The organism is Imperialibacter sp. (genome assembly GCF_048007035.1).
Taxonomy (GTDB): domain Bacteria; phylum Bacteroidota; class Bacteroidia; order Cytophagales; family Cyclobacteriaceae; genus Imperialibacter.
Genome location: NZ_CP180355.1, coordinates 5,214,481 through 5,241,129, shown reverse-complemented (window position 1 = coordinate 5,241,129; position 26,649 = coordinate 5,214,481). Strand labels below are relative to the sequence as shown.

Annotated in this window: 22 protein-coding genes and 1 tRNA gene; 5 read left to right on the top strand and 18 right to left on the bottom strand. The window is 46.7% G+C overall.

The window, feature by feature from the left end:
- Positions 1 to 108 precede the first annotated feature (108 nt).
- The 12 genes from ACMVP2_RS22670 to ACMVP2_RS22615 form a co-directional block, all read right to left on the bottom strand.
- Positions 109 to 1,542: a multicopper oxidase family protein gene (locus ACMVP2_RS22670; RefSeq protein ID WP_416865221.1), complete on the bottom strand. Its 1,434-nt coding sequence runs from the start codon at positions 1,540 to 1,542 to the stop codon at positions 109 to 111.
- Between the two features lie 246 nt (positions 1,543 to 1,788).
- Positions 1,789 to 2,292 carry a DUF3347 domain-containing protein gene (locus ACMVP2_RS22665; RefSeq protein WP_416865220.1) on the bottom strand — a complete coding sequence of 168 codons (504 nt, stop codon included), beginning with the start codon at positions 2,290 to 2,292 and terminating at the stop codon, positions 1,789 to 1,791.
- Between the two features lie 143 nt (positions 2,293 to 2,435).
- Positions 2,436 to 2,855 (bottom strand): HYC_CC_PP family protein, encoded by a 420-nt coding sequence (locus tag ACMVP2_RS22660; protein WP_416868217.1) that lies wholly within the window; start codon positions 2,853 to 2,855, stop codon positions 2,436 to 2,438.
- A gap of 199 nt (positions 2,856 to 3,054) precedes the next feature.
- A complete protein-coding gene (locus ACMVP2_RS22655) occupies positions 3,055 to 4,050 on the bottom strand; it encodes a zinc-binding dehydrogenase (RefSeq protein ID WP_416865219.1) in 996 nt (331 codons plus the stop codon).
- Positions 4,051 to 4,117: 67 nt separating this feature from the next.
- Positions 4,118 to 5,539, bottom strand: coding sequence for a DUF5689 domain-containing protein (locus tag ACMVP2_RS22650; protein ID WP_416865218.1), 1,422 nt, complete (start codon positions 5,537 to 5,539; stop codon positions 4,118 to 4,120).
- 216 nt (positions 5,540 to 5,755) lie between these two features.
- Complete coding sequence (locus ACMVP2_RS22645; RefSeq protein WP_416865217.1) at positions 5,756 to 7,882, bottom strand: multicopper oxidase domain-containing protein; 2,127 nt, start codon at positions 7,880 to 7,882, stop codon at positions 5,756 to 5,758.
- A 4-nt stretch (positions 7,883 to 7,886) separates the two neighbouring features.
- The gene (locus ACMVP2_RS22640; RefSeq protein ID WP_416865216.1) at positions 7,887 to 8,372 is read right to left on the bottom strand and encodes a DUF3347 domain-containing protein; all 486 of its coding nucleotides are present in this window, start codon (positions 8,370 to 8,372) and stop codon (positions 7,887 to 7,889) included.
- 5 nt (positions 8,373 to 8,377) lie between these two features.
- Entirely contained in the window at positions 8,378 to 8,590 is a 213-nt protein-coding gene (locus ACMVP2_RS22635) for a heavy-metal-associated domain-containing protein (protein ID WP_339787014.1), read from the bottom strand.
- Positions 8,591 to 8,675: 85 nt separating this feature from the next.
- Positions 8,676 to 9,731: a flavin reductase family protein gene (locus ACMVP2_RS22630; protein WP_416865215.1), complete on the bottom strand. Its 1,056-nt coding sequence runs from the start codon at positions 9,729 to 9,731 to the stop codon at positions 8,676 to 8,678.
- A gap of 94 nt (positions 9,732 to 9,825) precedes the next feature.
- Positions 9,826 to 12,084, bottom strand: coding sequence for a heavy metal translocating P-type ATPase (locus ACMVP2_RS22625; protein WP_416865214.1), 2,259 nt, complete (start codon positions 12,082 to 12,084; stop codon positions 9,826 to 9,828).
- Positions 12,085 to 12,157: 73 nt separating this feature from the next.
- On the bottom strand, positions 12,158 to 12,742 hold the full coding sequence (locus ACMVP2_RS22620; protein ID WP_416865213.1) for a helix-turn-helix domain-containing protein: 585 nt from the start codon (positions 12,740 to 12,742) through the stop codon (positions 12,158 to 12,160).
- Between the two features lie 75 nt (positions 12,743 to 12,817).
- Positions 12,818 to 13,402: a helix-turn-helix domain-containing protein gene (locus tag ACMVP2_RS22615; protein WP_416865212.1), complete on the bottom strand. Its 585-nt coding sequence runs from the start codon at positions 13,400 to 13,402 to the stop codon at positions 12,818 to 12,820.
- Between the two features lie 199 nt (positions 13,403 to 13,601).
- On the opposite strand from ACMVP2_RS22615, the gene ACMVP2_RS22610 reads away from it, so the two are divergent.
- Positions 13,602 to 14,396, top strand: coding sequence for a hypothetical protein (locus tag ACMVP2_RS22610; RefSeq protein WP_416865211.1), 795 nt, complete (start codon positions 13,602 to 13,604; stop codon positions 14,394 to 14,396).
- Positions 14,397 to 14,496: 100 nt separating this feature from the next.
- On the opposite strand, the gene ACMVP2_RS22605 is transcribed toward ACMVP2_RS22610, so the two are convergent.
- Complete coding sequence (locus tag ACMVP2_RS22605; RefSeq protein ID WP_416865210.1) at positions 14,497 to 17,640, bottom strand: VPS10 domain-containing protein; 3,144 nt, start codon at positions 17,638 to 17,640, stop codon at positions 14,497 to 14,499.
- Between the two features lie 123 nt (positions 17,641 to 17,763).
- On the opposite strand from ACMVP2_RS22605, the gene ACMVP2_RS22600 reads away from it, so the two are divergent.
- Positions 17,764 to 18,486 carry a GNAT family N-acetyltransferase gene (locus tag ACMVP2_RS22600; RefSeq protein WP_416865209.1) on the top strand — a complete coding sequence of 241 codons (723 nt, stop codon included), beginning with the start codon at positions 17,764 to 17,766 and terminating at the stop codon, positions 18,484 to 18,486.
- Positions 18,487 to 18,573: 87 nt separating this feature from the next.
- On the opposite strand, the gene ACMVP2_RS22595 is transcribed toward ACMVP2_RS22600, so the two are convergent.
- The 5 genes from ACMVP2_RS22595 to ACMVP2_RS22575 all read right to left on the bottom strand — a co-directional run bounded on the left by ACMVP2_RS22595 (position 18,574) and on the right by ACMVP2_RS22575 (position 23,548).
- Positions 18,574 to 18,810 (bottom strand): GIY-YIG nuclease family protein, encoded by a 237-nt coding sequence (locus ACMVP2_RS22595; RefSeq protein WP_416865208.1) that lies wholly within the window; start codon positions 18,808 to 18,810, stop codon positions 18,574 to 18,576.
- Positions 18,811 to 18,941: 131 nt separating this feature from the next.
- A tRNA-Pro gene (locus ACMVP2_RS22590) sits at positions 18,942 to 19,015 on the bottom strand.
- A gap of 107 nt (positions 19,016 to 19,122) precedes the next feature.
- Positions 19,123 to 20,859: an arylsulfatase gene (locus ACMVP2_RS22585; RefSeq protein ID WP_416865207.1), complete on the bottom strand. Its 1,737-nt coding sequence runs from the start codon at positions 20,857 to 20,859 to the stop codon at positions 19,123 to 19,125.
- Between the two features lie 59 nt (positions 20,860 to 20,918).
- Positions 20,919 to 21,776, bottom strand: coding sequence for an inositol oxygenase family protein (locus ACMVP2_RS22580; protein WP_416865206.1), 858 nt, complete (start codon positions 21,774 to 21,776; stop codon positions 20,919 to 20,921).
- 194 nt (positions 21,777 to 21,970) lie between these two features.
- The gene (locus tag ACMVP2_RS22575) at positions 21,971 to 23,548 is read right to left on the bottom strand and encodes a solute:sodium symporter family transporter (RefSeq protein ID WP_416865205.1); all 1,578 of its coding nucleotides are present in this window, start codon (positions 23,546 to 23,548) and stop codon (positions 21,971 to 21,973) included.
- A 168-nt stretch (positions 23,549 to 23,716) separates the two neighbouring features.
- Between ACMVP2_RS22575 and ACMVP2_RS22570 the strand changes: the two genes are divergently transcribed.
- From ACMVP2_RS22570 to ACMVP2_RS22560, 3 genes are all read left to right on the top strand, one after another.
- Complete coding sequence (locus tag ACMVP2_RS22570) at positions 23,717 to 24,598, top strand: hypothetical protein (RefSeq protein WP_416865204.1); 882 nt, start codon at positions 23,717 to 23,719, stop codon at positions 24,596 to 24,598.
- A 202-nt stretch (positions 24,599 to 24,800) separates the two neighbouring features.
- Complete coding sequence (locus ACMVP2_RS22565; protein WP_317491135.1) at positions 24,801 to 25,265, top strand: RidA family protein; 465 nt, start codon at positions 24,801 to 24,803, stop codon at positions 25,263 to 25,265.
- Between the two features lie 68 nt (positions 25,266 to 25,333).
- Positions 25,334 to 26,575: an amidohydrolase/deacetylase family metallohydrolase gene (locus tag ACMVP2_RS22560; protein ID WP_416865203.1), complete on the top strand. Its 1,242-nt coding sequence runs from the start codon at positions 25,334 to 25,336 to the stop codon at positions 26,573 to 26,575.
- The last annotated feature ends 74 nt before the right edge of the window (positions 26,576 to 26,649 follow it).

The window sequence follows — 26,649 nt, the reverse complement described above, 5'->3', positions numbered from 1 at the left end:
ATAAGTTAAATCAATGATTAATTTCTAAGGTGAAAACTTTATAAGTCTGTCTGAGCATTGCTACCCTGCTGTAGCTGCTACCAGCAGAGCACCAGGCACTTCGCACAACTATACAATTTCAAAGTTGAGCATCATGCCATCGTCCTCATGCTCCAGGTTATGGCAATGAAATACAAATTCACCAGGCGTATCTGGGAATGTCATAATAAGTCTGACCTTTTCCTTCGGTAAGATCAAAACGGTGTCCTTCCATCCTTTCTCCGAGGGGATAATGCCATTCCTCCCCCCGGTTCTTGACAATATTTGAAACTGAACTGCGTGTATGTGGATCGGGTGTATTTCATCGCCTGCATTGTCAAACTCCCAAATTTCCGTGACCCCGGCTTTCACTGTCTCGTCAACTCTGCCTCTCTTATAAGACTTTCCGTTGAAAGTATGCATAGCTCCACTGCCCATCATCCCCATCCTGTTAATCTCAAAGTTCCTGACTTTAGTTGCTTGATTTTCAGGAATCTTGTCGATGACCGAAAGAGAGCCGGGTGGCTGAAAGGTATCACCGGTTGATGCCCCGATAATAAATTTCATGATTTTGAAGCTCTCGGCTCCTTGCGACGATCCCCCATTGAACTTTTTGCTTTCCAAATAGACTTCAGAGCCTACTGGTTCTGCCGAAAAATCTACCAAAACGTCCAGTCGCTCGCCAGGACCAAGCAAAACTTCATTGACATCCTCAGGCGCACCAAGCAGACCACCATCGCTCCCAATTATTTTCATGCCCAAATTGGGGCTCAGAGCAAGATTATAAACTCTTGCAGTAGATCCATTTAATATCCTGAACCGGTACCACCTCGCCTGAACTGCGTGAAAAGGTGATGCTACGCCGTTTACAGTGATCGTCTGGCCAAAGTACCCAGTCATCGTCTCCATCATTGACGGATCATAGACCAATTTTCCTGCCTTCAACCTTTTATCCTGAATGACCAGCGGAACCTCGAAGTCGCCAGCGGGAAGTCCGAGTGCCAGTTCTTCGTCATCATTGATAATAAGCATTCCGGCCAGGCCATTATGCACTTGCCTTGCAGTGGCGCCATGCGGATGCGGATGATACCAGTGGGTTCCGGCTCTTTGATCAATTGGAAAACTGTATTGAAATGATTCTCCAGCTTTTACAATGTCGACGGGATTGCCATCCATGTTAGCTGGCACCTTCAACCCATGCCAGTGTACGTTTGTTGGCTCGGATAGAGCATTTTGCACGCTGGCAGTAAGCATCTCGCCCCTAAAAGCCCGAATGGTTGGGCCCAGAATATTGCTCCTGTAGGCGAACGTGCTGGTTGTTTTTCCTTCTAAAATGCTGGTTTTTTGGCTACCTGGATTCAAATCAAGAGACGCTCCAGCTCCTTCCGGCAATGGCAATGGCATATCAAACCCAGTTTCTACGATGCCTACATTTCCATCCCTGTCATGGAACATGCAGTTCTGAAGAACCATGGGTAGAACCACAGAACCAGCAGAAAGCTTTACAAAATGTCTTCTCTTCATACCACGGGATATTATAAAAGTTTCTTTTCGGCCCTTCTAAGCTATTTCACTCTTTCACACATATATTTTCGCAGCGTCACGACAATGGCTTCTTATCTAAGGTCGCTGCCTTTGATGCTTGTTTCAATGGCCGAAATACTCAAAAGAATTCAAGTACTTCAGCCTTTAAAAACAACCTAACCAGTGGCGATTGAGCATTTGAATGATCAGTTCTATGTATGATCATTATTAGTTTTCGCCTGTCCCTTATTCAATCGTCTCCTTCACGCTGCCGCAGGAAAGCATCTTGCTCCCGTAGTAAGGATTCTTTATTTCCTTGTCGTTAGAAAGCCAAGAACCCTTGGCCATAGGACAATAATCCAAATAGATAGTGCCCATTGAAAGCTTAGCTCCCTTCACCAGGGCAGTCATCTCATTGCTTAAGCCCACAAAAGCTTTGCGCTGGCCATCCAGCGTAGCAGTCTTGGCTACTTTGGCTGCTTCGGCAAGCGCAGACTTACTATTGTCTACCGCTGCCAGTGACTTTTGAAGTCCAGCTGCCGCAGTGGCTGCGCTTTTTGATTCCGAGGCCACCAATGCCTCTTTCAATTGAATGTATGCGCCATAGGCAAGACCTATGTTCTGATCTTCAAACATTGGTGCCATTTGTTTACTTGTTGCCTTTTCAGCGGTGCCACTGGCGTGGTCGTGTTGTGCACTTGCAGAGAGGCTTACCAAAGCAAGCCCGAACATTAGCATTGACTTTTTCATAATGATTGATATCTATTGCGGCGATTGGCCGCTTTTATGTATAACAGTTAATAAATAAGTTCTGTGGAAATAATATTGAAGGGGTGAACCAATACCAGAAAGTATTGTGTCGCTATCTCAAAACCCCCAAATTGATCAGGGCTTTATATAAGAAATGACTGAACGAGCACTTGAATATCTCGATCAATTAACGGGGGAAGGTATTCATTGTAGGAACGCTGACTGCCACTTTCTGCCGCCAAAAAAAGTGAGGTAAAAACTACCTGTGTGGCATAGCTGGAGGCAGGAATATCTACAGACATGGTGCTTTTCATGTCCGTTTGAGCCTCTACTAGCTGGCTGAAATCAGAGCAGCAATCGCTCTTTTTCAGGTTTCCGCCAGGGTTGTGGTTGTCGGAAGCACACTCCGGGTTTTCATTCATTGAGCAAGCCGAAGCGTCAACAAAAACGGCTACACTTTCAACCCTTCCACCACATAAATGCGTGTTGATGGTGAAACTCATTGAGCTCAGGAGCACAATGCAGGAAAAGAGTATTGCAAATATTTTTCGGAACAGTTGCATGCGTCGTGAAAACGCACACAAGCTAAAAAAAGTTTTCCATTAGGTAAGAATAAACTTTGCAGTGCAATGAACGGCTCATTCAAACCGTTCCGAAATATGACTTTACCGGCCAACATGTCCAGTAGGGGTCAAAGCGTGACGCAGAAGTAGTTGTACCAGGCATATTGTACAAAAAACTATCTCGCTAGTCGGTCATTGATCACAAAGTTATGATCATTTTCCCCAATTGTTGGCCTAACGCCATTCTTTCGAAAGCCTTATTAATGTCTTCGAGGCCAAATAGGCTGTCAACTACTGGGTGTAGCTTGTGGACGCCAAAGAAATCTATCATTGCCCGGAACTCCTCATCGTTTCCCATAGAAGATCCATGAATAGATAGCTGCTTCCAAAAAATGGTGCTTGGATTCAACTGGGTGATTTTCCCAGCCGTTCTACCAAAAAGGACAATTCTGGCACCTGGATTGGCTAATTCTGTGAGGGCTGCAAAGCCTGTTCCGGCCGCACTATCGATGATAATATCAAATCCTCCGGCCAATGCCAGCAGCTTTTTGTCCCAACCAGGTTCCTTGTAGTTGACACCAGCTTTGGCACCAAGACTGACGGCCATTTGAATTTTCTCCTCGCTGCCTGAGGTAACATAGGTATTGGCACCAGCCTCAATGGCGAATTGCAAGGCAAACAGAGCGGCTCCGCCACCTACTCCCGTGACCAACACGTTGCTTCCTGTTTCGAGTTCCCCTCTTATAAAAAGGGCCCGGTAAGCAGTAAGCCCTGCCAGCGGTATGGCTGACGCCTCGTCGAAGTCCAGATGCGAAGGTTTTTCATAAACGTACTCAACGGGTATACTGATATACTCAGCGAATGTTCCATTTCGGGGGAAACCGAGAATTTGATAATCGGGCCCCTGCACTCGTGGATTGCTCCCCCAGTTCAACGAGGGGTTGATCATTACCGCTTTACCTATCCATGTGCTCGCCACACCAGGCCCGACTTCCGTTATTTCACCGGCCCCATCCGATCCCATAATGACTGGGGACAGGCCAACGATACTCCTCTCCCGCATCGACCAAAGTTCATGATGATTGATTGATGCCGTTTTTAGTTTAACCAGCACTTCGCCTTTGGCGGGTGCAGGGGTTTCCATTTCGGCCACCTCCAGCTGATATGATGCCTGATTAAGTACAGCTGCTTTCATGCGTTTTGAGTTCTATTACTGAATTCCAGAAAAAAAACCACCCTTTTTTGAGAGTGGTTTTCGAAAGTTACCTAAGAATATCCTGAGCGCCTTGCGGCAAAATACGTCCCCAATCTCCAACAATGCCTGTAACCGACACCGTCCCCCGTGGAAGCAGATGGCTGCTGAAATACGCATGACTGTAAGTGGTAACAATAGCCCCTGATGTCTCAGAAATCAGCCCCCAGCTACCCTCAAACGTTCTTACTCCGTCAGCTTCCCGAAATGTAGCGCCTGAAACGGTCACTCTCATGCCTGCATAGTTGCCCGTGTGCAACTGCTCAAAAGTAATGACCTTCGGAGCCATCGTTTGGTTATGCTGCAGTACCTGGCCAAGCATGTCATGCACATCGATCATTCCTTTTTGGCCATTGTAAATATTACCGGTGGCATTTTTCAGATTGATTCGGACCCTGTCGCCTGTTTTTAGGAAGTTTCTCACAGAAAAGCGAAGCATTATGCCGCCCGTTTCGTCCTGAATATAGACAGTTCTATTGTCCAGCACATTTTCTCCTGATGTAATCACACCTTCAATAAAATAATCGGTCGACATCCAAAATTGACCATCAAACTCATCGAAGTAGTTTTTTAACTCAGCAATGCTGTGTACTTCACTGATTGGCTCCTTATCATTTTCTTCAATCCTTACCGCCAATTGCAAAATCTCTCCTTTTTCAAGTCTGCCCGTGGTGGCGTCAATGCTGAAGGTCATGTCATAGGTACCTAACACCAACGCATCATCGGCTGGGAAGATAGTGAACTGAACAGCGCTTGCACCGGGCAAAACCTCTATTTCAATCTTATTTTGAACAGCTACTGGCACAGTAGTGAAATGAGTTCCATAATTGCGACCGTCGGGTGCGTCAATCACAAGTGTTACCGTTTCCTTTTCCGTCAAAGGATTGGTCAGCTTGAGATTAACAGCGTAACCATTCTCTTCGTACTCTGAAAGGTGAAGGAATACGTCCTCGAAATTGATTCTGGCTCCCGCAGGCTCTTCGGGCAATTCCAAAAGCTTTACATTTGACGTTGCCTTACTGCCAATCAAATAGCCTTGCGACACGTTGGCCAAGGTGAGAGTGATTGTCGATTCGTCCCTCTTGTCGTCATTTTTCAGCCTGTGCACTGTGAAAATGTTTGTGCGCATTACCTCCTGAAAGTCCATTCTCACCACGCCGTTCACTGCCGCTGGCTTGGTAAAGAAGTCCTCACCATATACCGCATTGCCAAATAATTTAATAAAAACAGTGCCGTCAGATGGCGCATCAGCGCTTAAAGCCACTACCACCTGAACAGAATCGCCTACCTCAGCAATATTGTGGGTAGTGTTTAAAAATTCGACCGACACGGCTACCGGACCTGGTTCCTGATCGTCGTCTTTCGAACAGCCAAATAGCGTTGCACCAATGGCAACAGCATAAAAAAATGATTTTAAAAAATGAGTCTTCATTGAATTTTGAGTTTTACCTTTAAATGATGTGTTGTTGAAAAAAGCGTATAATTATCCTGCAAATCCGACTAAGGAAAAAATCAACTACCAAAGGATAACGAGCTCACGGCCAGCCGAATCGCCGGAAAAAAGCACTCCTATCCCTGCCATCATCTTCAAATGATGGTTTTTTAAATTCGTACGTGTTGGTTAATACAATTACTGGAAAGCCCGTACTTAGTAGGTCAGCGACAATCCACCACCCCACTTCATGTCGCTGTCGTAGTGTGTGGAAAGTGACCAGTACTTGGTAATAATATACTTGGCCCCAACGCTGTATTCCATGTCAGTGTTCCATACGCCCCAAAGTCTGACTCGGGAAGAAACCGGTATGTCTTCACGAGCGAACTGGATGCGAACGTTCCCTGTGTGGTCGACCCTAAGGTCTGTTTTTACAAACCAGGGCAGCGTGTATTCCAGGCCAAAGCATATTACGCTTCTGTTATCCTTTGTGTTGCGAAATCCAAAAATATTTTTTTCATCGCCCTCCACCGACCTGCTGCGGACATCCCAACCGGCATAGGGCATAAAGAATTGGTTTCTGCCAATATACCTCCCAATATGGCTCTCAGATTCTTGCCCTGTGGTTTGATTGAACCCGAGCCGCCACTCCGTTTGTAGCGACCAGCGGGTATTGGCCACCCAAACCTCTCCATCGCTCCCATTGCTTTCAAGGCTAATTTCTGCGCCGGAATAGAAGCGCCGGTCATCTTGATACACCTTTCGAAGGGCCTTCTTTGGGTTGCCCAGGTTAGGATTTGCCGGACTGCCTTCGTACGAAAATATCCTGCCCATGCCCGACATCATATGGTAAAGAATATGGCAATGAAAGTACCAGTCGCCATATTCTTCAGACGCATGGAACTCGATGGTATCGGTTTCCATAGGCAAAATATCCAACACCGTCTTCATTGGTGAGTAGGCACCTTGCCCGTTCAGGGTTCTGAAAAAATGGCCATGCAGGTGCATTGGATGCCGCATCATTGAGTTATTGTAGATCACAATGCGCACATTTTCACCTTTCCGGATCAGGATTTTGTCTGTTTCGGAAACAGTCTTGTTATCAATTGACCACACATACCTATTCATGTTGCCAGTAAGCTCAAATTTTAGCTCACGGGTGGGCACATCGGGCAAAGTAGTTTCCACAGGTGACTTCAACATGCTGTAGTTGAGGGTAACGGTAGGCTCGCTGCTGTCCACAATCTCGGGGTACATCACAGTGTTCATGTCCATTTGCTGCAAGCTCATGTTCATGCCCATGTCTTCCATTTTGCCACCTACGGTCATCATGTCATTCATCATTTTCATCCCTTCAAAGTACTTGAGTCGTGGCATCGCTCCAGCAGGAACCTCCTTGCCCTCACCCAGCCACAGAGAGGCACTTTTGGTACGATCTTCTGATGTGGCAAGGAATTCATATTTTCCAGATTCAGGAATGGTGACTACTACATCGTAGGTTTCTGATACGCCCACAATCAATCGGTCCACCTCCACCGGCACTACGTCGGCCCCATCGGTGGCAACAACCGACATCTTTCCGCCAGAAAATTTCAGCCAGAAGTAGGTTGAAGAACTGCCGTTGATAATCCTGAGCCTCACCTGTTCACCTGCGGCAAAAGAGGCCTCCTGCGCTGGAAGCCCATTAAGCAACACTCTTTCATAATACACGTCGCTTACGTCCATGGCCATCATCCGCTTGAATTCGTTGCCGAATTTTGTGCCAAGGTGACGTGCTTTTCCAGCCTCCCAATAACTCTGAGCAGCTCCCTTTTTTATGGCATACCAATCGGTCGCATTGTGCAGGGACCTCTCAATCTGATGGGGATTTTCATCACTCCAGTCGCTGAGCAGCATGGTATATTCCCGCATCGGGTCAGCCTCTCTCTTGCTGATAATGAAAGCCCCGTACATGCCGAGTTGCTCCTGCAGCATGGTGTGCGAATGATACCAATAGGTGCCACTCTGAACGATGGGGAAGCGAAAAATATGGGTACTCATGCCCCTGATCGGCGTGGTGGTGAGGTACGGAACGCCATCCTGCTCGTTTGGCAGTATCAAGCCATGCCAGTGGATGGATGTTTCATGGTGCATTTTGTTGTGCACGTGAATTTCAGCTGTATCACCTTCCGTAAAATGCAGCGTCGGTGCTGGAAGCTGACCGTTGATGGCTATTGCCATTCTTGCCTTGCCTGTATAATTCACGACAGTGTCGGTCACAGTCAGGTCGTACCTCACCAGCTGTTGCGTAAATGCCGACCCAAACCCTGGCAAACATGCTAAAAATAACAGCAGTTTCTTCATCAGTCTATTCGTTGATCTTCTCGTCCACTTTGCCACAGCCAAGCATCTGACTTCCATAAAATGGATTCCGAATAGCCGCCTCTGCGCTTAGCCAATAGCTCTGTTTCATGGGACAGTAGTCATAGAAAACCGTTCTGCCTATTGCGTCAGATCCTTTGACCAATGGCCACAGTTGCTGCGAAAGTGCAGCAAGGCCAGCTCTTTGCTTTTCAACCTCCTTTGCACCTGCAATGACCTGTGCCTGCTTTAGTAGCTTAGCGCTCACTTCTGAAAACGCTTTCTTATCGGCCTCACTCAGCGTCGCAAAGTCGACTGACGTAATTGTTGCCACCAGCTGACCAGCGCCAGCCGAAGCTTGCTTAACGTCACCTTTTACAAGGGCTTCCTTCACTACCAGATAGTCATTAAGCATCTGGTTCATTGATCCGTTTTGAGCTGAAAGGCTGCCCACAGAAAGGGCAGCCCCCAGCAAGAATAGAATCGCTTTCATCGTGACTAGCTGATTACTTCTGCTACGTAGCCTGCTTTTTGAATAGCCTGGCTAATTTGCTCAGACGTAACTCCTTCGGCATGAACTGTAAGAATTTTCTCAGGATTCTTAAGATCTACTTCCCACTTTTCGGCACCAGCGGCCTCATTGAGATAAGGGGTTACCTTCTCGATACATCCAGTACACTTGATGTTTGATTTGAACTTTAATGTTTCCATTTTATTTTGAATTTAAATTGTATTGTAAAATTAGCTTGTCTGCGAACCAGGATCGTTACACAATTCCTGGCTTGTATTTCAAAATTCAGGTGTAGGAAAGTGTAATAGCATCAGACCCTGGTTTTCCAGAGCAAAGAAGCACATATCCCTCCTTGAGTTGACTGTCTGTAAGGGCATAGTTTTCAATCATATTCACTTTACCTGAAAGCAGCTTTACTTTGCACGCTCCGCACATGGCCTCCTTGCAGGAATGAGGCAGTTGCAATCCTTTGTTGAGCCCTGTTTGCAAAATGAACTCATCGCTTGATAGCTCCAGGGATAACGATTCAGCCCCCTTCAAAAAAGTAATCTCAGACCTTCCCGCATTTGGTTCTGCTTCAAATTGGCTCAAAGCAGCTGTGGGCTGATACGACTCACTGTACACTTTACTCATGTCAAAATTCAGCGCTTCAAGGTCCTGCAATATGGCGCTCATCATCGCCTCAGGGCCACATAGATAGATTTCAGTTGCGTCACTATATCCGCTGTCTAAAAAGGCAGCCAGCCTGGCTTTATTAATATAGCCATGATGCACATTGTCGACCTGCCGATTGGCGTCCCACTTCTGCAAAAAATGAATCACGCTGAACTTACCAGGGTTTTGCGCTTCAAGCTCATCAAGCTGGTCTCCGAAAATAACCGTATCCGGCTCCTTGTTAGAATAAAGCAGGGTGACCAGCGGCGGCGCTTGCTGCTGAGACTTGGAGCTGAGAATCGTCTTGATCATGGCAAAAAGTGGAGTAATTCCGCTTCCTCCTGCGATGAAGATCATGTGCTTGACAGGATTACCTTCATTTCTCAACCCAAACCTGCCTGCTGGCTCACTTACGGTGAGCGAATCACCTTGCTCCACCGTTTCAACCAGCTGCCTGCTCAGGCGTCCACCGGCCATCTTTTTGATGGTTACTGAGGGCAGTTCACCAGCCAGCGGTGATGAAGAAAAAGAGTATGACCTGCTGATCGTTTCATTGTCTATTTCACCATAAATGTTAATGAACTGACCTGGTGAGTAATTGCGTAACGAAGGATGGTTTTCAAACTGTAAAGTGATGGCATCCCTGGTCTCACGAATAACTCTGTGGATTTTGACTGTGTTTTCCATGACAGTAAATGTTAGTTGGAGCAGACTCTTCCAAGCCCGGCATCATTTGATGCCGGCAACTTGAAAGGGTTGCATTTTTTGGGTTTTTGACTTATTAAATCTTAGCCACCTTCAGCCTTAAACTGTTGGCGACAACAGATACTGAACTAAAGGCCATAGCCGCACCTGCGATCATTGGATCCAAAAGAAATCCATTGATGGGGTACAAAACTCCGGCAGCCAACGGAATGCCTATCAGGTTGTAGATAAATGCCCAGAACAAGTTCTGACGTATGCCCATGACCGTTTTTTTCGACAGCATCAGCGCTTTGGGAATCACGTTAAGGTCACTGGTGATGAGGGTCATCTTGGCTACGTCCATCGCTATGTCGGAACCTTTGCCCATGGCGATGCTGACATCGGCCTGAGCCAGCGCATGCGAGTCGTTGATGCCGTCTCCGACCATGGCGACTACTTTTCCTTCAGCCTGCAGGGCCTTGACAAACTCCGCTTTTTCGGAAGGCAAAACTTCAGCCTTAAAATGCTTCAACCCTACCTGCTTCGACACCGCCGCCGCCGTCTCGTTATTGTCGCCTGTCAGCATATATACTTCAATGCCACGCCCTTGCAGCGTCTGGATCGCTTCCTTAGAAGTTGCCTTAATCTTATCGGCAATAGCCAATACAGCAATCACTTTCTTGCTATCTGTGAAATAGACCACTGTGTTCGCCTTATTTTGCCATTTAGAAGCTTCCATCGACAGGCTGTCGTCGATGACAATGTTCTTTTCGAGCACTAGTTTTCGGTTGCCCACGTAGTAAACTTCCTCTCCACTTGTTGCTGTCACTCCCCGGCCTGTCAGGCTGTCGAATCCTGTGATCGATCCCGCCGCTACTTTTTCTTCCTTCAGCTGATTGACAACTGCCTCGGCCAGCGGGTGCTCACTTTGGGCTTCCATGCTAAGCAATATCCCCTTGTGGTTATCCAGATTTTTATCGCTCAGCCATATCGCCTCGGTCACGGCTGGCTTGCCTTCTGTAATCGTACCGGTTTTGTCAAGAATGATGGCGTTTACCTTATGCCCCAGCTCCAGGCTCTCGGCGTCTTTGATGAGGATATTGTTCTCAGCACCTTTGCCCACTCCCACCATAATGGCTGTAGGGGTGGCCAGCCCAAGCGCACAGGGGCAGGCAATCACCAGCACAGTGATCGAAGCAAGCAGCGCCATGGTAAAGGCGTTGTCGCCACCAAAAATCATCCACGCAATAAAGGTAAGGATGGAAATACCCAGCACTACGGGCACAAATATGCCGGCAATTTTATCCACCAGCTTTTGCACCGGCGCTTTGCTTCCCTGGGCTTCCTGCACCATTTTGATGATGCTGGCAAGCACGGTTTGGCCACCTACTTTTTGAGCCACCATGCGGAAGCTGCCCTTTTGATTGACAGTGCCTGCAAAAACTTTGGCTCCGGCTGTTTTTTCAACTGCCACAGGCTCACCGGTGATCATACTTTCATCCACATACGATTTGCCCTCGGCTACTTCGCCATCAACCGGAATTTTCTCCCCGGGTCTTACAATTAAAATATAGCCTTCCTGTACTGACGAGATGGGAATTTCTACTTCCTCACCATCTACAATGGCTTTTACTGTTTTAGGCTGAAGGCCCATCAGCTTTTTGATAGCCGAAGAGGTATTCGACTTTGCCTTTTCTTCCAAAAGCTTGCCTAGCGAAATGAAGGTGATAATGACCACGGCCGCTTCAAAGTAGACATGGGCATGGATTCCCCTACTGTGCCAGTACTCCGGAAATACAGTATTAAACACGCTGAATATGAAGGCAATGCCCGTGCTGAGGGCCACCAGTGTGTCCATATTCGCTTTGCCATGCTTGGCCTGCTTCCAGGCTACTACAAAGAAATTCTTGCCAAAGTAAAACAGTATGATAGCTGAGAGCGCCATGGAAATCCACTTGCCAGCTTCCCAGTCCATAAAAAACATGCCGATCACCACCACTGGCAGTGTAAGTATCGCCGACCAGGTCAATCTCTTTTTGATTGACTCATAATGCACCAGCTGCAGCTGGGCCTGCGCCTCCGAGGGGTCTTCCACATCCACGATGAGGTCGTATCCAATCGACTGCACCGCCTGCCGCAAATCTTCCACTGATGCGACAGTGTTGTCGAATTGCGCCCAAGCAGTTTGGGTAGCGAAGTTAACGCCTGCCCCCACTACTCCTTTGGTATTGGCGAGCACCGACTCCACGCTTACTGCGCACGCAGCACAAGTCATTCCCGTAACGGGAAAACTTTCTTTTGTGAGTTTGCCAGATAAATTATCTGTATCCACTTTGTTTGCTTCTAATGTTGTCATTCTATTTTGAGTTTTTTCTATGCAAAGGTACGTTCGGTGTCGGCAATCAGCTTTACATCATTTTGGGATTGCATTACATAGTTTCCATAGCTTCCCTTGCCTTGAGTTTGACTGACCGCAGTGGTTTATAGGCTGATGTATTTAAACCCGTTGTCTTCTTAAATTGAAAAGAAAGATGATGCGCACTGCTAAACCCGGTTTTAAAAGCTATTTCCGACAAACTAAGGTCAGTATAAACAAGCAACTCTTTTACCTTTTCAATTCTTAGGGCTATGGCATATCTCTCTATTGTGTTTCCTTCATGGGTCACAAAGAACTCACTTAAAGAATCATAGTTTTTTCCAAGTTGGCCCGACAAATAAGATGAAAGTTTTGCGGTTCTGGCTCCATCTCCATTCTTACTGAGCCATTCCTCGATAGACTGTTTTATTTGAGAAAGCAATTGCTCGTTTTTATCCGTTATCAGTGTAAATCCCAGCAGACTCAGCAAGTCTTTTATGCTACCCTTTTCCGTGATATCGACTGGTTTTGTAAAAATTACCTTTCCAAGGGTCACATGCTCTACGGGATAGCCGTGAGATTGTAGCAGCTCTTTGATGGTAAATATGCACCTGTTGCACACCATCCCTTTGATATTGATCTCAGTAAACTGTTCCATGCTATTTTGCTTTGTACAAAGTTGGGCACAATAGCTTCAGAAGGCGTTACATAATCACCAGATTTGGTTATATGATTATATGATATTGTCGAGCGGAGTTCTAATATCAGTTTGTCGGGATTCTTTGAATTCGGTTGGTGTGAGCCCTGTTATTTTCTTGAACTGCGAGGAAAGGTGGGCCACGCTACTGTAGCCTAGTTTGTAGGCAATTTCCTTAACAGAGAGCTCGTCGTAAAACAGAAATTCCTTTACTTTTTCTACCTTTTGCCTGATGATATATTGCTCAAGTGTGATGCCGGATACGGAAGAGAAGAGGCTGCTAAGGTAGTTGTAGTCATAGTGAAGTTTGTCCGCCAGGTAGTGCGACCAGTTAATATTGACTTTAAAATTATCGTGGTGATGTATGGCATCAATCACTGCGGATTTGATTTGCTCAAGAAGCTGACTCTTGCGGTCGTCGATACGTTCAAAGCCATGCTTGAGTAGTAAAGTGTCCAGCGCAGAGAGCTGACTGGTGGAAACGTTGTCATTTACCAGCCTTACCTCTCCAAGATTCACGGATGCAACCGGAAGCTTTGCTTCCTGAAAGATTTGCTCTACCACCATAATACAGCGGTTGCAAACCATGTTTTTTATGTGAATCGCCTTTTGGTCTTTCATAAGTTAATTGACGGGGTCAGGTCTGCAAAAGCACACAAAACCTGGCAATTGTTCTTGATAAAGCTACCTATTCTTTTGTATTGTCTAATAAACACCATGGGAAAAGAAGAGTTCGGTGATCAGGAAAAATTGGAGCAGCGTAAAAAATAAATAAACCTGGACCTCCAACCATCAATTGATGTCGGTCGTCTTATGCTGCATGAAAAACTCAAAATTTACTTCAAGTCTGTTGCTGGTAGTGGCGGCCTTGACACTACAATCATGCTATGAATATGAGCCTGCACCATCACCGGTGACGCTCCGTGCCGAAAAGCTGACCTATTCCTTTGGCTCCAGCAAAAGCTACCGAACCCTGACGTATGATGCCGGCGGCAGGCTAACGACCATTGTTTCGGGGCTAACAAATCCAGAAGACGGAACCTTTGAATCTACGCATAAGCTTTCCTATAGCCGCAATTTGCTGAGGTCAGCGAAGTCAGATGACCAAACCGTCATTTCATATGAATACTCCTACAGCTCCTCCGACATTCTTACTGAAACCAATGCCTATCTGGGCAATGATCTTTACGAGTCTCACAAGTATTCGTACGATGGACTGGGCCGACTAACAAAAGATATCACGTGGACGAGAAATGCTACAACAGGCACACTTCAGAAGAATTATCAAATTGAATACAAATACGACAGTCACGACAACCTCATTGAGGAGCGGCGTTCCGGCTACAATGGCTCAGCCTTTGTTCCTGCATCCACTATTGCTTATCTAAATTTCGATACAAAGAAAAACTCCGAGCACTTCTTCATGAGCAGCCTTCACCATCCATTTGTGATATTTTTTCAGAATAACCCTCAAACACAAAAATTAACCAATGCCAACGGTACCTCTGCTGAACAAAAATTCACCTATGAGTATAATGACATGGGGTTGGCGATTAAAAAATTTATTGCAGGTAGCGATGCAAGTTTTGAATACAAATTTGAGCTGGTGAATTGAGATTCAGATGGCTTTTACTTCGGAATGGAAGAGGCAAAAAAACAAAAAGCTGATCAACGTCGATCAGCTTTTGTTCAGGCACCTGATATTTCAAGCGTGCTTAGTCTTTGGTAACCCTCACGGCTCCAATACCCGCCTCCCAAAGGCGCTTGTTGAAGGCAGGAGCATCGGTATTTATCAATTCATCGGCCCGACTCTTCAGCTGAGCCCATTCTGCCATCAGCACCTTCAGCTGATCTCTGTTGGGTTGATTAACCCTCGGAATATCGCTCTCGGTAGCATTGATCAGGAAGAGGAAGTTGGCTGTGAACTTGTTAGGGAAGTTCTCCACATCGTCGTAGGCCTTCGATTTGCGCTGCACCATGTCTTCATCCCAGGCTTTCATTTTGGCTACCAGGGCCTCGCCGTCCTTCTTTAGAGCTACAAATGATTCACCTACAGGCAAATCCTTTAACACGCCATCGATCTGACTTCTTACGTCAAGCACTGTATTGACTTTCTTATGCATCTCATTCAAACTGCTCTCCATGCCCGTCATGAACGTGTGGTACTCAGCATAAGTAGCAGGCGTTGTTTCATAGAGCGGGTTGGGGAGAATTTTACACTCGCTTTTCGCCTCCTTGCCTGGATATTTTAGTGTCAGTCTATAGGTGCCCGGCGAAGCCTTATGGCCTCTGTAACCTCCTTCTACATAGGCACTTGGTGCGCCTACCATTGTTGCGTAGCGCATGTCCCAAACAAATCTGTTGATCCCCTTTGACTTTGAAATGGTGGGCTCTGGAGAAGGGCCACCGGGGTATGACTGAAACTTTGGATCCTTTTCGGAACTAAGCGTACGCACAAGGTTGCCCTGAGCATCTCTTATTTCAAGCGTTACTGCGACAGAATCGGCCAGCTTCGGTAGTTCGTAGTAGATAATGACGCCATTAGCAGGATTTACACCTTCCAGCAAGTTAGTACCATCAAACTCAGCCGAGGTGCGGTTCAAAGGGCTTCCCCAATTACCAATCACTGCATCGTCAGGCTTGTAGAGCTTGAGCGAATTGGTCAGTCCAGCATACTGGCCAAGCACACCAAGGTCATCCAATATCCAGAAAGATCTTCCTGAGGTGGCCACCACCAGGTCGCCTTCTTTCACCTTCAAATCCATGATGGGCGTGATGGGCAGATTGAGCTGAAAAGGCTGCCAGGAAGCACCATCATTCCATGATATATAGAGGCCCTTTTCGGTGCCGGCATAGAGCAGGCCTTTTTTGGCCTCGTCTTCCCTAACTACCCTGGTAAACGAACCATAAGGAATTCCCTTGCTGATATTGGTCCAGGTTTTGCCATAGTCCGTGGTTTTGTAAATAGCGGGCGTATAGTCGTTGAACTTGTATCTGGTTGTTGCGATATAAGCTGTAGCCTTATCGTGCGGAGATACTTCAATAGCATTGATCAGACATTCCGCCAAACCCTTAGGCGTGACGTTTGTCCAGCTGCCACCATTGTCTCTGGTTACGTGCACAAAACCATCGTTGCTGCCCGTCCAGATCACGCCTTTTTCATGTGGTGATTCGATCACGTAACTAAGCGCTCCGTAGTTCTCTGCACCAACGGCTTCAACGGTATACGGCCCGCCGCCTTTGCCTTGTTTTTCATCAATATTCCTAGTCAAATCAGGAGAAACTTCTTCCCAGGTGACACCTTTGTCTCTCGTCCTCAGCAGGTATTGCGCACCATGGTAGAACGTGCCCGGTTCATGCTTCGACCAGATAATGGGTGCGTTCCAGTCGTAAAGGTATTTCATGTCCCTGGCTGCCATACTCAAATACTGTATCGGTGCGGCCATCACGCCAGTTCCCGCTTTGGACTTCATATCGAGAATCTCAATGGTGCCTAGGTAGCTGCCTCCCATTACATAGCGTGGGTCGTCAGGATCGAAGGCCAGGAAGGCACTTTCGCCGCCGGCCGATCTTGTCCAATCTCTTTCGCCAATGCTGTAAGAACCTAAAGACATGCTGGCAATTTTCACAGAGCTGTTATCCTGCTGGCCAGCATAAATATTGTAAGGAAAGTCATTATCTACACTGATCCTGTAAAATTGCGCCGTCGGCATATTATCAAGTGTCGTCCAGCTTTCTGCCCGATTGAATGTAATGGCAGCTCCTCCATCGTCTGCCAACACCATGTTTTTCGAATTGGTTGGATTGATCCACAAATCATGGTGGTCACCGTGCGATGAAGGAAGTGTTTCCCAGGTTTTACCACCATCAATGGAGCGCAAAGCGGGGGCACTCAGCACATATACCGTGTTCTCATCCTGCGGGTCTGTAAACACTTCGATGTAATACCATGCTCTTTGTATCAGCCGGTGGTCACCACTTACCTTGTTCCAATTTTTGCCTGCATCGTCAGAAACAAACAAACCTCCCAAATCCTTATCAGAATCGCTTTCCATCAGCAGAAATACCTTATCGGGATTAGCCCGGCTCACCGAGATCGCCATCTTGCCCATTTCTTTGGGTAAACCTTTGTGAATTTTTTCCCAGGTCACACCTCCGTCGTTGGATTTATAGACACCGCTACCCGGGCCTCCGCTCACCACCTGCCACGGCATGCGCTGGTGGTGCCACATGGTAGCGTAAAGCACCTGCGGATCGCTCATGTCCATAGAAAGTTCGGAGCAGCCCGTGAGGTCATTCACGAACAATACCTTTGTCCATGTCACTCCGCCGTCCGTGGTCTTGTAAATTCCCCTATCCTGTGTTGGCCCGTGCAGGGCGCCCTGAGCGGCCACGTAAACGATATCAGGATTCTTAGGATGAATGACAACCCTGGCAATGTGCTGCGTTTTTTCCAGCCCTATTTTCTTCCAGGTCTTGCCTGCGTCGGTCGACTTGTACATGCCGTCGCCGTAAGACGTCATCACCCCTCTTGGCGCATGCTCACCCATGCCCACATAAACAACATTGGGATCACTTTCCGAAACAGAGACAGCTCCTACTGAACCCATTTCAAAAAAACCGTCAGATATATTTTTCCAGTAGGCACCGGCATCTTCGGTTTTCCAAACCCCTCCACCAGTGGTACCCATGTAATAGGTGAGCGGGTCGCCAACTACGCCACTGGCGGTTACTGAACGACCTCCACGGAAAGGCCCAATATTTCGGAATTTTAAAGTTTGAAAGACGCTGTCAAGGTTTTGTCCGTACGACATAGATGCCGAAACCAACAGCAGCAGGAGTAGCCTGAGATGCTTCATTTTTAGATTGATTGTTGTTAAGCGCTCAATATAATAACAAAAGAAATCTGCTAAATTAGAAATTGATAAAGGGTCGAAGCAGGTGGTAGCATACTTGAGTGAATTGCGATAATAAGAACAACAATGAATCAAAAAATTGAACTCAACACAAATCCTAAAGCACTTGAACTAGAACTAGTAAGAAGTTGGCTGATTGAAGAACGAAACCACTTCAACGAAGGGTTCTATTGCAATTGGGGAATAATCGAAAAGGCATTTAACAACAAAGAATTCATTACTTTAAACCATGCAAATTATCCCATCGGCTTTGCTGTTTATTCGAAAAGTGAGCTCTATGTAGAAATAGATATTTTAGAAGTGAAGCGCAATTTTCGAAGGAAAGGAATTGGTCAACAATTCATTCTGAAATTAGAATCCTATTTTAAAAGCAAAGGCCATGTTGCTTTTAAACTGTTTTGTTCGCCAAAGGAATCTCAAGGATTCTGGGAAAAAAATGGATTTGTCAAATTCCCTCGTAGAGGCTACACTGAATCTGATTTAACATACTTCAAACCCTTAGTAGAAATAGAAAAGCCAACAGATTCCACAAACCTGACAAACAAGCTTGAATTGTGGAATGCGGAACCCTATGAAATAAAAAATAATGCACCTCAATGGACTTGGAAAATTGACATGACACTGAATAAGCTTTTAAAGCCCATAATTCACCCCTGCAACAATAATTGGAACCTTCGGTGGACGAAAAATGCCAGCATCGTTCGAGAGCATAAAGTGAAGTACTTCAACAAAAACACAAAACCAATTCATTGCGGTCCTTTCCTGATCATATATGAGCTATTTGAATAATAACAACCGTGCTTATATAGTGTTACGGAAATTTTAATGTAGTCGATTTTCGCCGATACTCATCAGCAGCCAAACCAATTAAACGCTTCAAATAAGTCGCTTACTCAAAAATGCCCTCGCTGATCCCGTCTTAATATACTTTTCAAATGCAAAAGTTTTGTGTTGTTCAGCAAAGGCAATATAGGTTAAAAGAGTAACAGGCAGCCGGGATTCGGTGACGGGGACATAACCAGCATTGTGCCGGGCCAGACGCTCTTCTACATTGGCCGTGCATCCAGTATACAAATCTCCATCAGCACACCTCAAAATGTAAACGTATTGCATAAATACAAAATTGGATTGGTAACTAAGTCGGGCCTGCCCGACGGAGCCCGCTTGACTAAAGTTCGAACAAACTGGTAACCTTTAAAGCAAAAAAAAGCCCGCCGTCGCTGAAAAAGCTATGGCGGGCGGAGTCGGGATACCAGGATTCGAACCTGGGACCCTCTGGTCCCAAACCAGATGCGCTACCGGACTGCGCTACATCCCGTACTTCAATCAATCAGGTTCCGTGTGCCCTGATTCTCAAACGAGGCTGCAAAGATGCGGAATCTTACTTTTCCACACAATACTTTTTTCACTTTAATTCATCAATCATTATAACATCCTCAACCTGATGGACTTAATCTCCAGGCTGCTTCCAGAAAAACCGTTAACGCTGACACTTAGTTCGCCACTTCCCTGGTTTACTTTCAGGTTGCCGGCAAATACCAATGGCCATTTTCTTTCATATACCTCTCCCCTGTCTTCACGATCGGGGCTTTCGAGTTGCGGAGCCGAAAGGCTTGCGGAAACTTCCTGTTGAACCACCTCGCTTCCAAGCGAAATGCGAACATTAAAAGGGGCTGCTGTTTCACAGGCCATTTCTACATACACCGCATAGGTAGCTGTGTCCACCGCCAGCAGATCCCAGCTAGCTTTTGACTCGTCGCTCACGCCGGTGAACCAGTCGTTGGCCCAACCTATGCCACCCTTGAATGCTACCGCTTCTTTCGTGAGCACATCAGGGGCAGGCAACTCTATTTCAGGCACTAACGCATGACCTATTTGAATGGGTTCCGGCGTTGTTCCCTTTTTGGTTACTTCAGCAAACCATTTTCGGTAGTCGGCCTGCATACTTGCCGCCAGCTCTGGTTGCGAATCGATAATGTTCTGCTTTTGCAACGGGTCGGCCAGCAGGTCATAAAGAGCCGTTTCATTAGGCTTCATTGTCAGCAAGTACTGATCGCTCCGAACCGCCGACGGAATAGTATCCACCTCACGAATCACCTGATGCGTGTAAAACATTCGATCGGGCCAGCCAGGTGCCGAATCAGTCATTGGAAGCAAACTCTTTCCATGAATATTCAAACTATCGGGCAGCACAACCCCAGTCAGCTCGGCAAGTGTGGGTAGAATATCGATATGGCCCGCCATCTTTTCAATCTTCGCCCCCTTGTCCCAGCCAAGTCGGGGGTAGCGGATCAGAAAAGGCACTCTCACCCCACCTTCGTCCACATGGGCTTTAATACCTTTAAAGCCGCCGTTGTAACGCACGCCGTTGGGGCCATTGTCTGTCATAAAAATGACGATGGTTTCTTCCTCTTTCTGAATGGCATTCAAATGATCAAGCAAACGCCCCATGATGTCATCAATGTTCTCGACCATCCCATACACGGCCGCATCCTTGTTGCTCAACCCCATCGCCGCATACTTATCAAAATACTCGTCCGGCACCTGAAATGGCCCATGAGGTGTATTGAGCGTCAGCATGCACAGGAAAGGGCCTTCTTCCGTCATAAAATCCATTGCTTTGTCTGCCAGCACATTGGCCATGTATCCTTGTGTTTTTACCTCCTCAAAGTTATGGGTGAGCGTAGCGTCAAAGTAGTTGTTGAAATGCCCTTCTTTGAAACCAAAAAATTCCTGAAAACCCTGTCCTACCGGGTCGTGCGGGTACTGCTTGCCATTGTGCCATTTCCCAAACAGCCCTGTGCGATAACCAGCAGCCTTCATCACCTCAGCTATTGTCACCTCTTCCTCACGCATAACTTCCATTCGGTGCGTTACCCATGAAGTTCCGGTAGCCAGATGATAGCGGCCAGTAAGGATGCTTGCCCTGGTGGGAGCGCAAACCGGAGAAACGTAGAACCTTGTAAACTCCGTGGCATGCTGTGCCAGCCAATCAAGGTGCGGTGTATCGATGCTGTCGTTACCGTGAAAAGCCAGATCGCCCCAGCCCTGATCGTCGGTAAGCACAAGAAGGATATTGGGACGTTTCGGTTCTGGCTCCTCGCAACCCGAAAGTGCTCCAACTGAAAGTACGACAACAAATAATAGTAGCAGATTCTTCATAGGACAAAATAAAAAAAACCGGAGTTGATCTCCGGTTCAATATCAATAATTTCTTTTCATTAAAACTTCAATGTGTCAGGCAGGTACTTCGAGGCCAGGTCTTCGTAGAATGGTCTCAGCTCCTTCACGTTCGGAGGGGTGGCTGCCTTTGAGTACAAGTCGTACGGATTGAATTTATTCACCCACTCAAACAGCTTGTGGTCATCCTTGTTCATCAGGTGCTCGTAGGCATTCTCCCTATGCTGTGAGTAGAAACTATGATAGCGCAACATGGCTAACCCCTCTTGCGGAAGGTAGTCCTTCATAATTTGGTAGATGTATTCATCGTGCCCCCAGGAAAGGTGAACATTATCTAAACCACAATTTGGTTCGTAAACGCCGTATTTAGTATTGAAACGCTCGTCGTAGGTATCGGCATTGTCTTTGAAAAACTCGGGATACACAATCTTGTCTGAATGCTTGCAGCCCACTGGAAACGTATCACCCACCACACACCACTGAGGCTCGCCAAAAAGGCAAAGCACTTTCCCCAAATCGTGAAGGAAACCCGTTAGCACAAACCAGTCAGGATGACCATCAGCACGAATGGCTTCAGAAGTTTGAAGGAGGTGTTGCGTTTGATCCAGATCGGTATCGGGGTCGGAATCGTCCACCAGGGTATTCAGAAACTCCACGGCATCCCAGAGCTTCATTTCCCGCTTATCAAACTTGAGAAACTCTTTTTCCTTTGCCATCACAAAATCATAGGTCTGATGGATGTGGTTGACCCGGTAAAACTCTCTTACCGTATCTCTGGCGGGATCATCGTAGTTTCTGAATTCCTCCTTTGCCTTGGCAGGCTTTCCTTCTTCGGGATATCTTTCTAAAAGATCTTCCTCCCAAAGCTCTTCCATCTGATGAGGTGTAACGTCCTTCATGGGTGCTTAAATTTTCACTAAGATATTAACAATGTTGCTTAGTTAAGAGCCTTATTACCCTTTTATTCCCTAAAGGGGCATGCTAACGATCATTCTTCTCCCTTTAGTGACAGGGGTAAAACAGAATTGGGAAACCGAACCTCTTAACTAAACGACGTTGAAGATAATAATTCAAACTGAGATTCTAAACCAAATCACTGCCCCAGCCAAATGTAAATAGCCACAGTAAGTACTACCAATAGCAGCCCAAGATGCCTGGCGTACTTCCACGGATGCATTTCTATCGACTCTATATCGGCGGGTTTAAATGTATTGGTATTTGGGTAAAAGTAGGACACACCAAACATCACTATCATGTTTAAAATGAACTCAATGCCCCACAGGTGCACGAAGTGTATATCTACTTTAAAGATGAAGCTTGTCAGGATGTAAAAAGCCAAACCGATAAAAAGCGCTGCCTTCGCTCCCACGGCAGATATTCTGGGTATAAAAAGGCCAGCGATTAGAATGGAAGCGATGGGAATAAAGAAGATGCCGTTGAGCTGCTGCAGAAGCTGATACAATCCTTCTGGAGCTCCGGCCACCATAGGAGCGGCTACAATGGCGCAAACGGCAAGGATGATGGACGTCAATTTCCCTATCCAAACCAGCTGTTTTTCAGAAGCATCTTTGTTGAGGTGCCGCTTGTAAATACCCAAACTAAAAATGGTCGCCGTACTATTGAGCACGCTGTTAAACGTGCTTAGTACCGCACCAAGCACCACTGCAGCGAAAAAGCCGGTGAGGCCAACCGGCAACACTTTTTTAATGAGTTCGGGATAGATCAAGTCTTGATTATTGTAAAGGGAGTCGCCGAAATAGTAGAAGCCAATGACGCCTGGTAAAATGATGACCAACGGCACCAGCAGCTTCAGCACGCCGGTATACAAAAGGCCCTTCTGCGCCTCCGCAAGGCTCACTGCACCAAAGGCTCGTTGAATAATCGTCTGATTCATGCACCAGAAGTACAGCTGGTTAATCATCAACCCGGTAAAAAGCGTTTCGAATGGCAGCACCGAATCCTTTGCTCCTATCACATTGAACTTCTCAGGAGCGGCTTTGTACACTTTGCTCAGGCCTTCAATCATATTGCCATCGCCGATGTCCCATAGAGCAAACCCAAGCACCAGCAGACCTCCTATAAACAAACCAAAGCCGTTGATAGTATCAGAAAAAGCGACTGCCTTCAAACCGCCGAAAATGGCATAAATAGAGCCTATCACTCCGATAATGATAACTGTCACCCACAGCCCCTGTCCCTGAGTGACACCGAGTGTTTCAGACACATTAAAGATGCTTTCGAGGTTGATGGCACCGGTATAAAGCACAATTGGCAACAGGGTTACAACAAAGGACACAATCAAGAACAGAGCCACCAGCGTTCTCGTAATTCTATCAAAGCGGTACTCAAGGTATTGCGGAATTGTTGTCAATCCCATTTTGAGGAACGTCGGAATGAAGTAGAGAGCGCCAATGACCAGCGCTACCGCCGACGTCACCTCCCACGCAATGATGATGAAGCCATTTTTGTAAGCCGAACCATTCATCCCTATCAGGTGCTCAGTAGAAATATTGGTAAGCAGCATGGAACCGGCAATAACTACGCCGGTAAGGCTGCGGCCTCCGAGGAAGTAGCCATCCTGAGTATCCAGCTTGTCTTTGCGGAGTTTGTACCACGAAAACAGAGCGACGAAACCCGTAAAAGCCAGAAAAGATAAAAAGGTAAGTAGCATGTAAGTAGGTGTAGTTATTAAGCGAAAGGGTAATATACACCAGAATGATATTTCTTCCTCATTCAATTATTCGAAGTGGCTTTCCCTTAATTTCGCATGACTCGGCAGATACGAAAGCCCCGCTTGGTACAAATCTTGAGGGTGTTTCCGCAACAGCATTCAATAACTATGAAAAACACACTACCCTGGCTATTAATCATCTGCCTTTTCGGTTGCACGGGGCCTCGCATTATTCCGGTTGACTCAGCATCACGAGTTCTTCCAGAGCCGTTAGTCCTTCGCCCTGCTTTCGACCTGTACAGCTTGCGTGCCGACTTAATCAGACAAAAAACTTATTCCTATATAAATGATCAATACCATGAGCAGCCTGTGAGCTACCACCCCCTTGGCTTCGATCTGGGCAATGGCCTTTTTTTCGACCTTAACAGCAATTTGTGCCTCGATCTGGGTTATCTCCTGAGGTTGGATAAAAGCAGAGACTTTACCCTGAAGACTACAAACTACAGCATAGATGGCCAACCCAAAAAAAGACAACATTTTGTTGTGCAAGCAGGCGACCAGTTGTGCACGGGTAGCGGAAGAGACGCCGATGAAGCTGCAACCATCTGCCGCACCCTGGAACAGGAAGGTGAGCAGACTAAAGTAACCAAAAACAACAAGGAAGACTTCACTTTTTCACTGAGCGAAGGCAAGGCAACGTTTACCAGAAAGGGCAAAGTGAGAGCAGAAATTGTGAAAACATCGAACTCGACGTTTCGGGCAGAAACCAAGCGGCATTTTGAAGTTTCTATAATTGAGAATGAGCTAACATTAGGAAAGGCGTACTACGTTCAGGCAGACGACGAGAAAAAAGAGGTCAGTATATTCCAGAGAAGAAAAAGGAACCACAAACTTCTTTATACAATCACCGAGACACCTACCGCCCTGATTGTTAACAGTCTGAATAGCAACCGGTATGTGGTTGCTCTCGACAAAAATGCACTTACACTTTCCAGCGGGGCACGGCCAATCCTGCAAATTCAGGTAGAGTATGTAAATCAGGCAAGGTAAAAACCAGAACTCATCATATTGAATCGCCGCTTTCCCGCTTCACTCTTTGAACCAAATTTGGAGTCGCCAGCCTCATGTTTGCGCACACATCCTCTATTTTACAAATAATAAGAGTTTTAACTCTCGCTTTTTTTTCTCAAATTGAGGCTGTACGTCATATTACTCATGTACTCAATCATACAACGCTAAACTGACTCTTATCATGGAAAAACTAGAACGCAGATCTACCCTGAAAAAACTTTTTGCTGGTATAGCTGGCTTCGCTGGTTTTGGAGCCGTTTCATCGGCCAATGCCGCACCGGCCACGCTCGAAAAGAAAGCCAACAACATCACTACCTTTCAGGACATGCCGTTATTTTCAGGCTCCACTCAAATGGGTAATCTGGTGTTTATCGCCGGAAAAGGGGCACATTTCGAAGGCGACATCAAAGCACACACCGATCATGTGCTAAAGGAACTGGAAAAAGAACTCATCAAAGCAGGATCCTCCATGGAAAAAGTACTGAAGGTAAGCGTTTTCCTGGCCGATTTGAATGACTACAAAGCCATGAATGAGGTTTACAAAGGCAGGTTTGGTGCCAAGCCCCCTGTGAGAACCACTGTGGCAACCTACGGTGGCGTACCCGGCGACTCCCTGGTGGAGATTGATTGCATCGCTTACGTTTAAAATACTATCTATGAAGGCCCGGTGCCGTGAAACGACGGGCTTCCACTTCACACCCTGAATCCACTACAATGAAACGCTTCTTATCTATTATTGCCTTTTTCTTTGTCACTGCCAGCGTCGTAGCGCAGCCCTATCAAATCGTTATCAAAGGCGGTCATGTCATCGATCCAAAAAACAACATCAATGAGTTGATGGATGTTGCCATCCACGACGGAAAGATTGCCAGGGTAGCCAAAACCATCGATGCTACCGGCGCCAGGCAGGTGGTAGATGCGAAAGGCATGTACATTACTCCGGGACTGATCGACATCCATGGACACGTATTCTTCGGCACGCAACCTGACCATTACCTGAGCGACGGCTTGACGGCTATTATGCCTGACGGGTTCACCTTTCGGGTAGGCGTGACTACCATTGTGGACGCAGGGGGAGCCGGTTGGAAGTCGTTCCCTACATTCAAAGAGAACATCATTGATAACTCACAAACCAGGGTACTGTCGTTTCTCAACATTGTTGGTGAGGGCATGAGAGGCGGCGTGTACGAGCAGAACCTGAATGACATGGATGCCCGCATGGCTGCCGCTGTGGCAAGGTCAAATAAGGAACATGTAGTAGGCTTTAAAGTGGCTCATTTCAATGGCCCCGAATGGACGCCGGTAGACAATGCCGTAGAAGCAGGTAACCTTGCAAAAATGCCTGTGATAGTTGATTTTGGTGGGAACACCCCTCCTTTGTCGATCGAGGAGCTATTTATGAAGCACCTCAGGCCAGGCGACATTTTCACCCATGCCTTCGGGGAACTGGATACGAGAGAACCCATTGTTGATCCGGCCACCAAAAAATTGAAGCCCTTTGTTTGGGATGCGCAAAAAAGAGGAATCGTGTTTGACGTGGGCTACGGTGGCATCAGCTTTTCTTATTCACAGGCCATTCCTGCTATCAAAGCGGGTTTCTATCCTACCACCATCAGCACCGACATCCATGCAGGCAGCTTCAACAACGCCATGAAAGATCAACTCAGTGTGATGTCGAAATTCCTGCAGATGGGAATGGATTTGGAGCTGGTCATCAACGCCTCCACCTGGAAGCCTGCGCAGGTTATCCAGCGAACGGAGCTCGGGCAACTTACCGAGGGAGCGATTGCCGACGTGGCTATTCTGAATATGCGCAAAGGCAACTTCGGCTTCTTCGACTACAGGGGTCATAAAGAAACGGGCACACAAAAGTTTGAATGCGAAATGACGATCAAGGGAGGAAGAATCGTTTACGACTTAAATGGCATCGCTAATCCCGTCGTGCTGCCGAGGTAATGTTGTCAAACAAATAGGGTAGGTGCGAAGGCGCACCTGGAAACAAGGTTGCAAGGTATGGAGGCGTCGTTCGG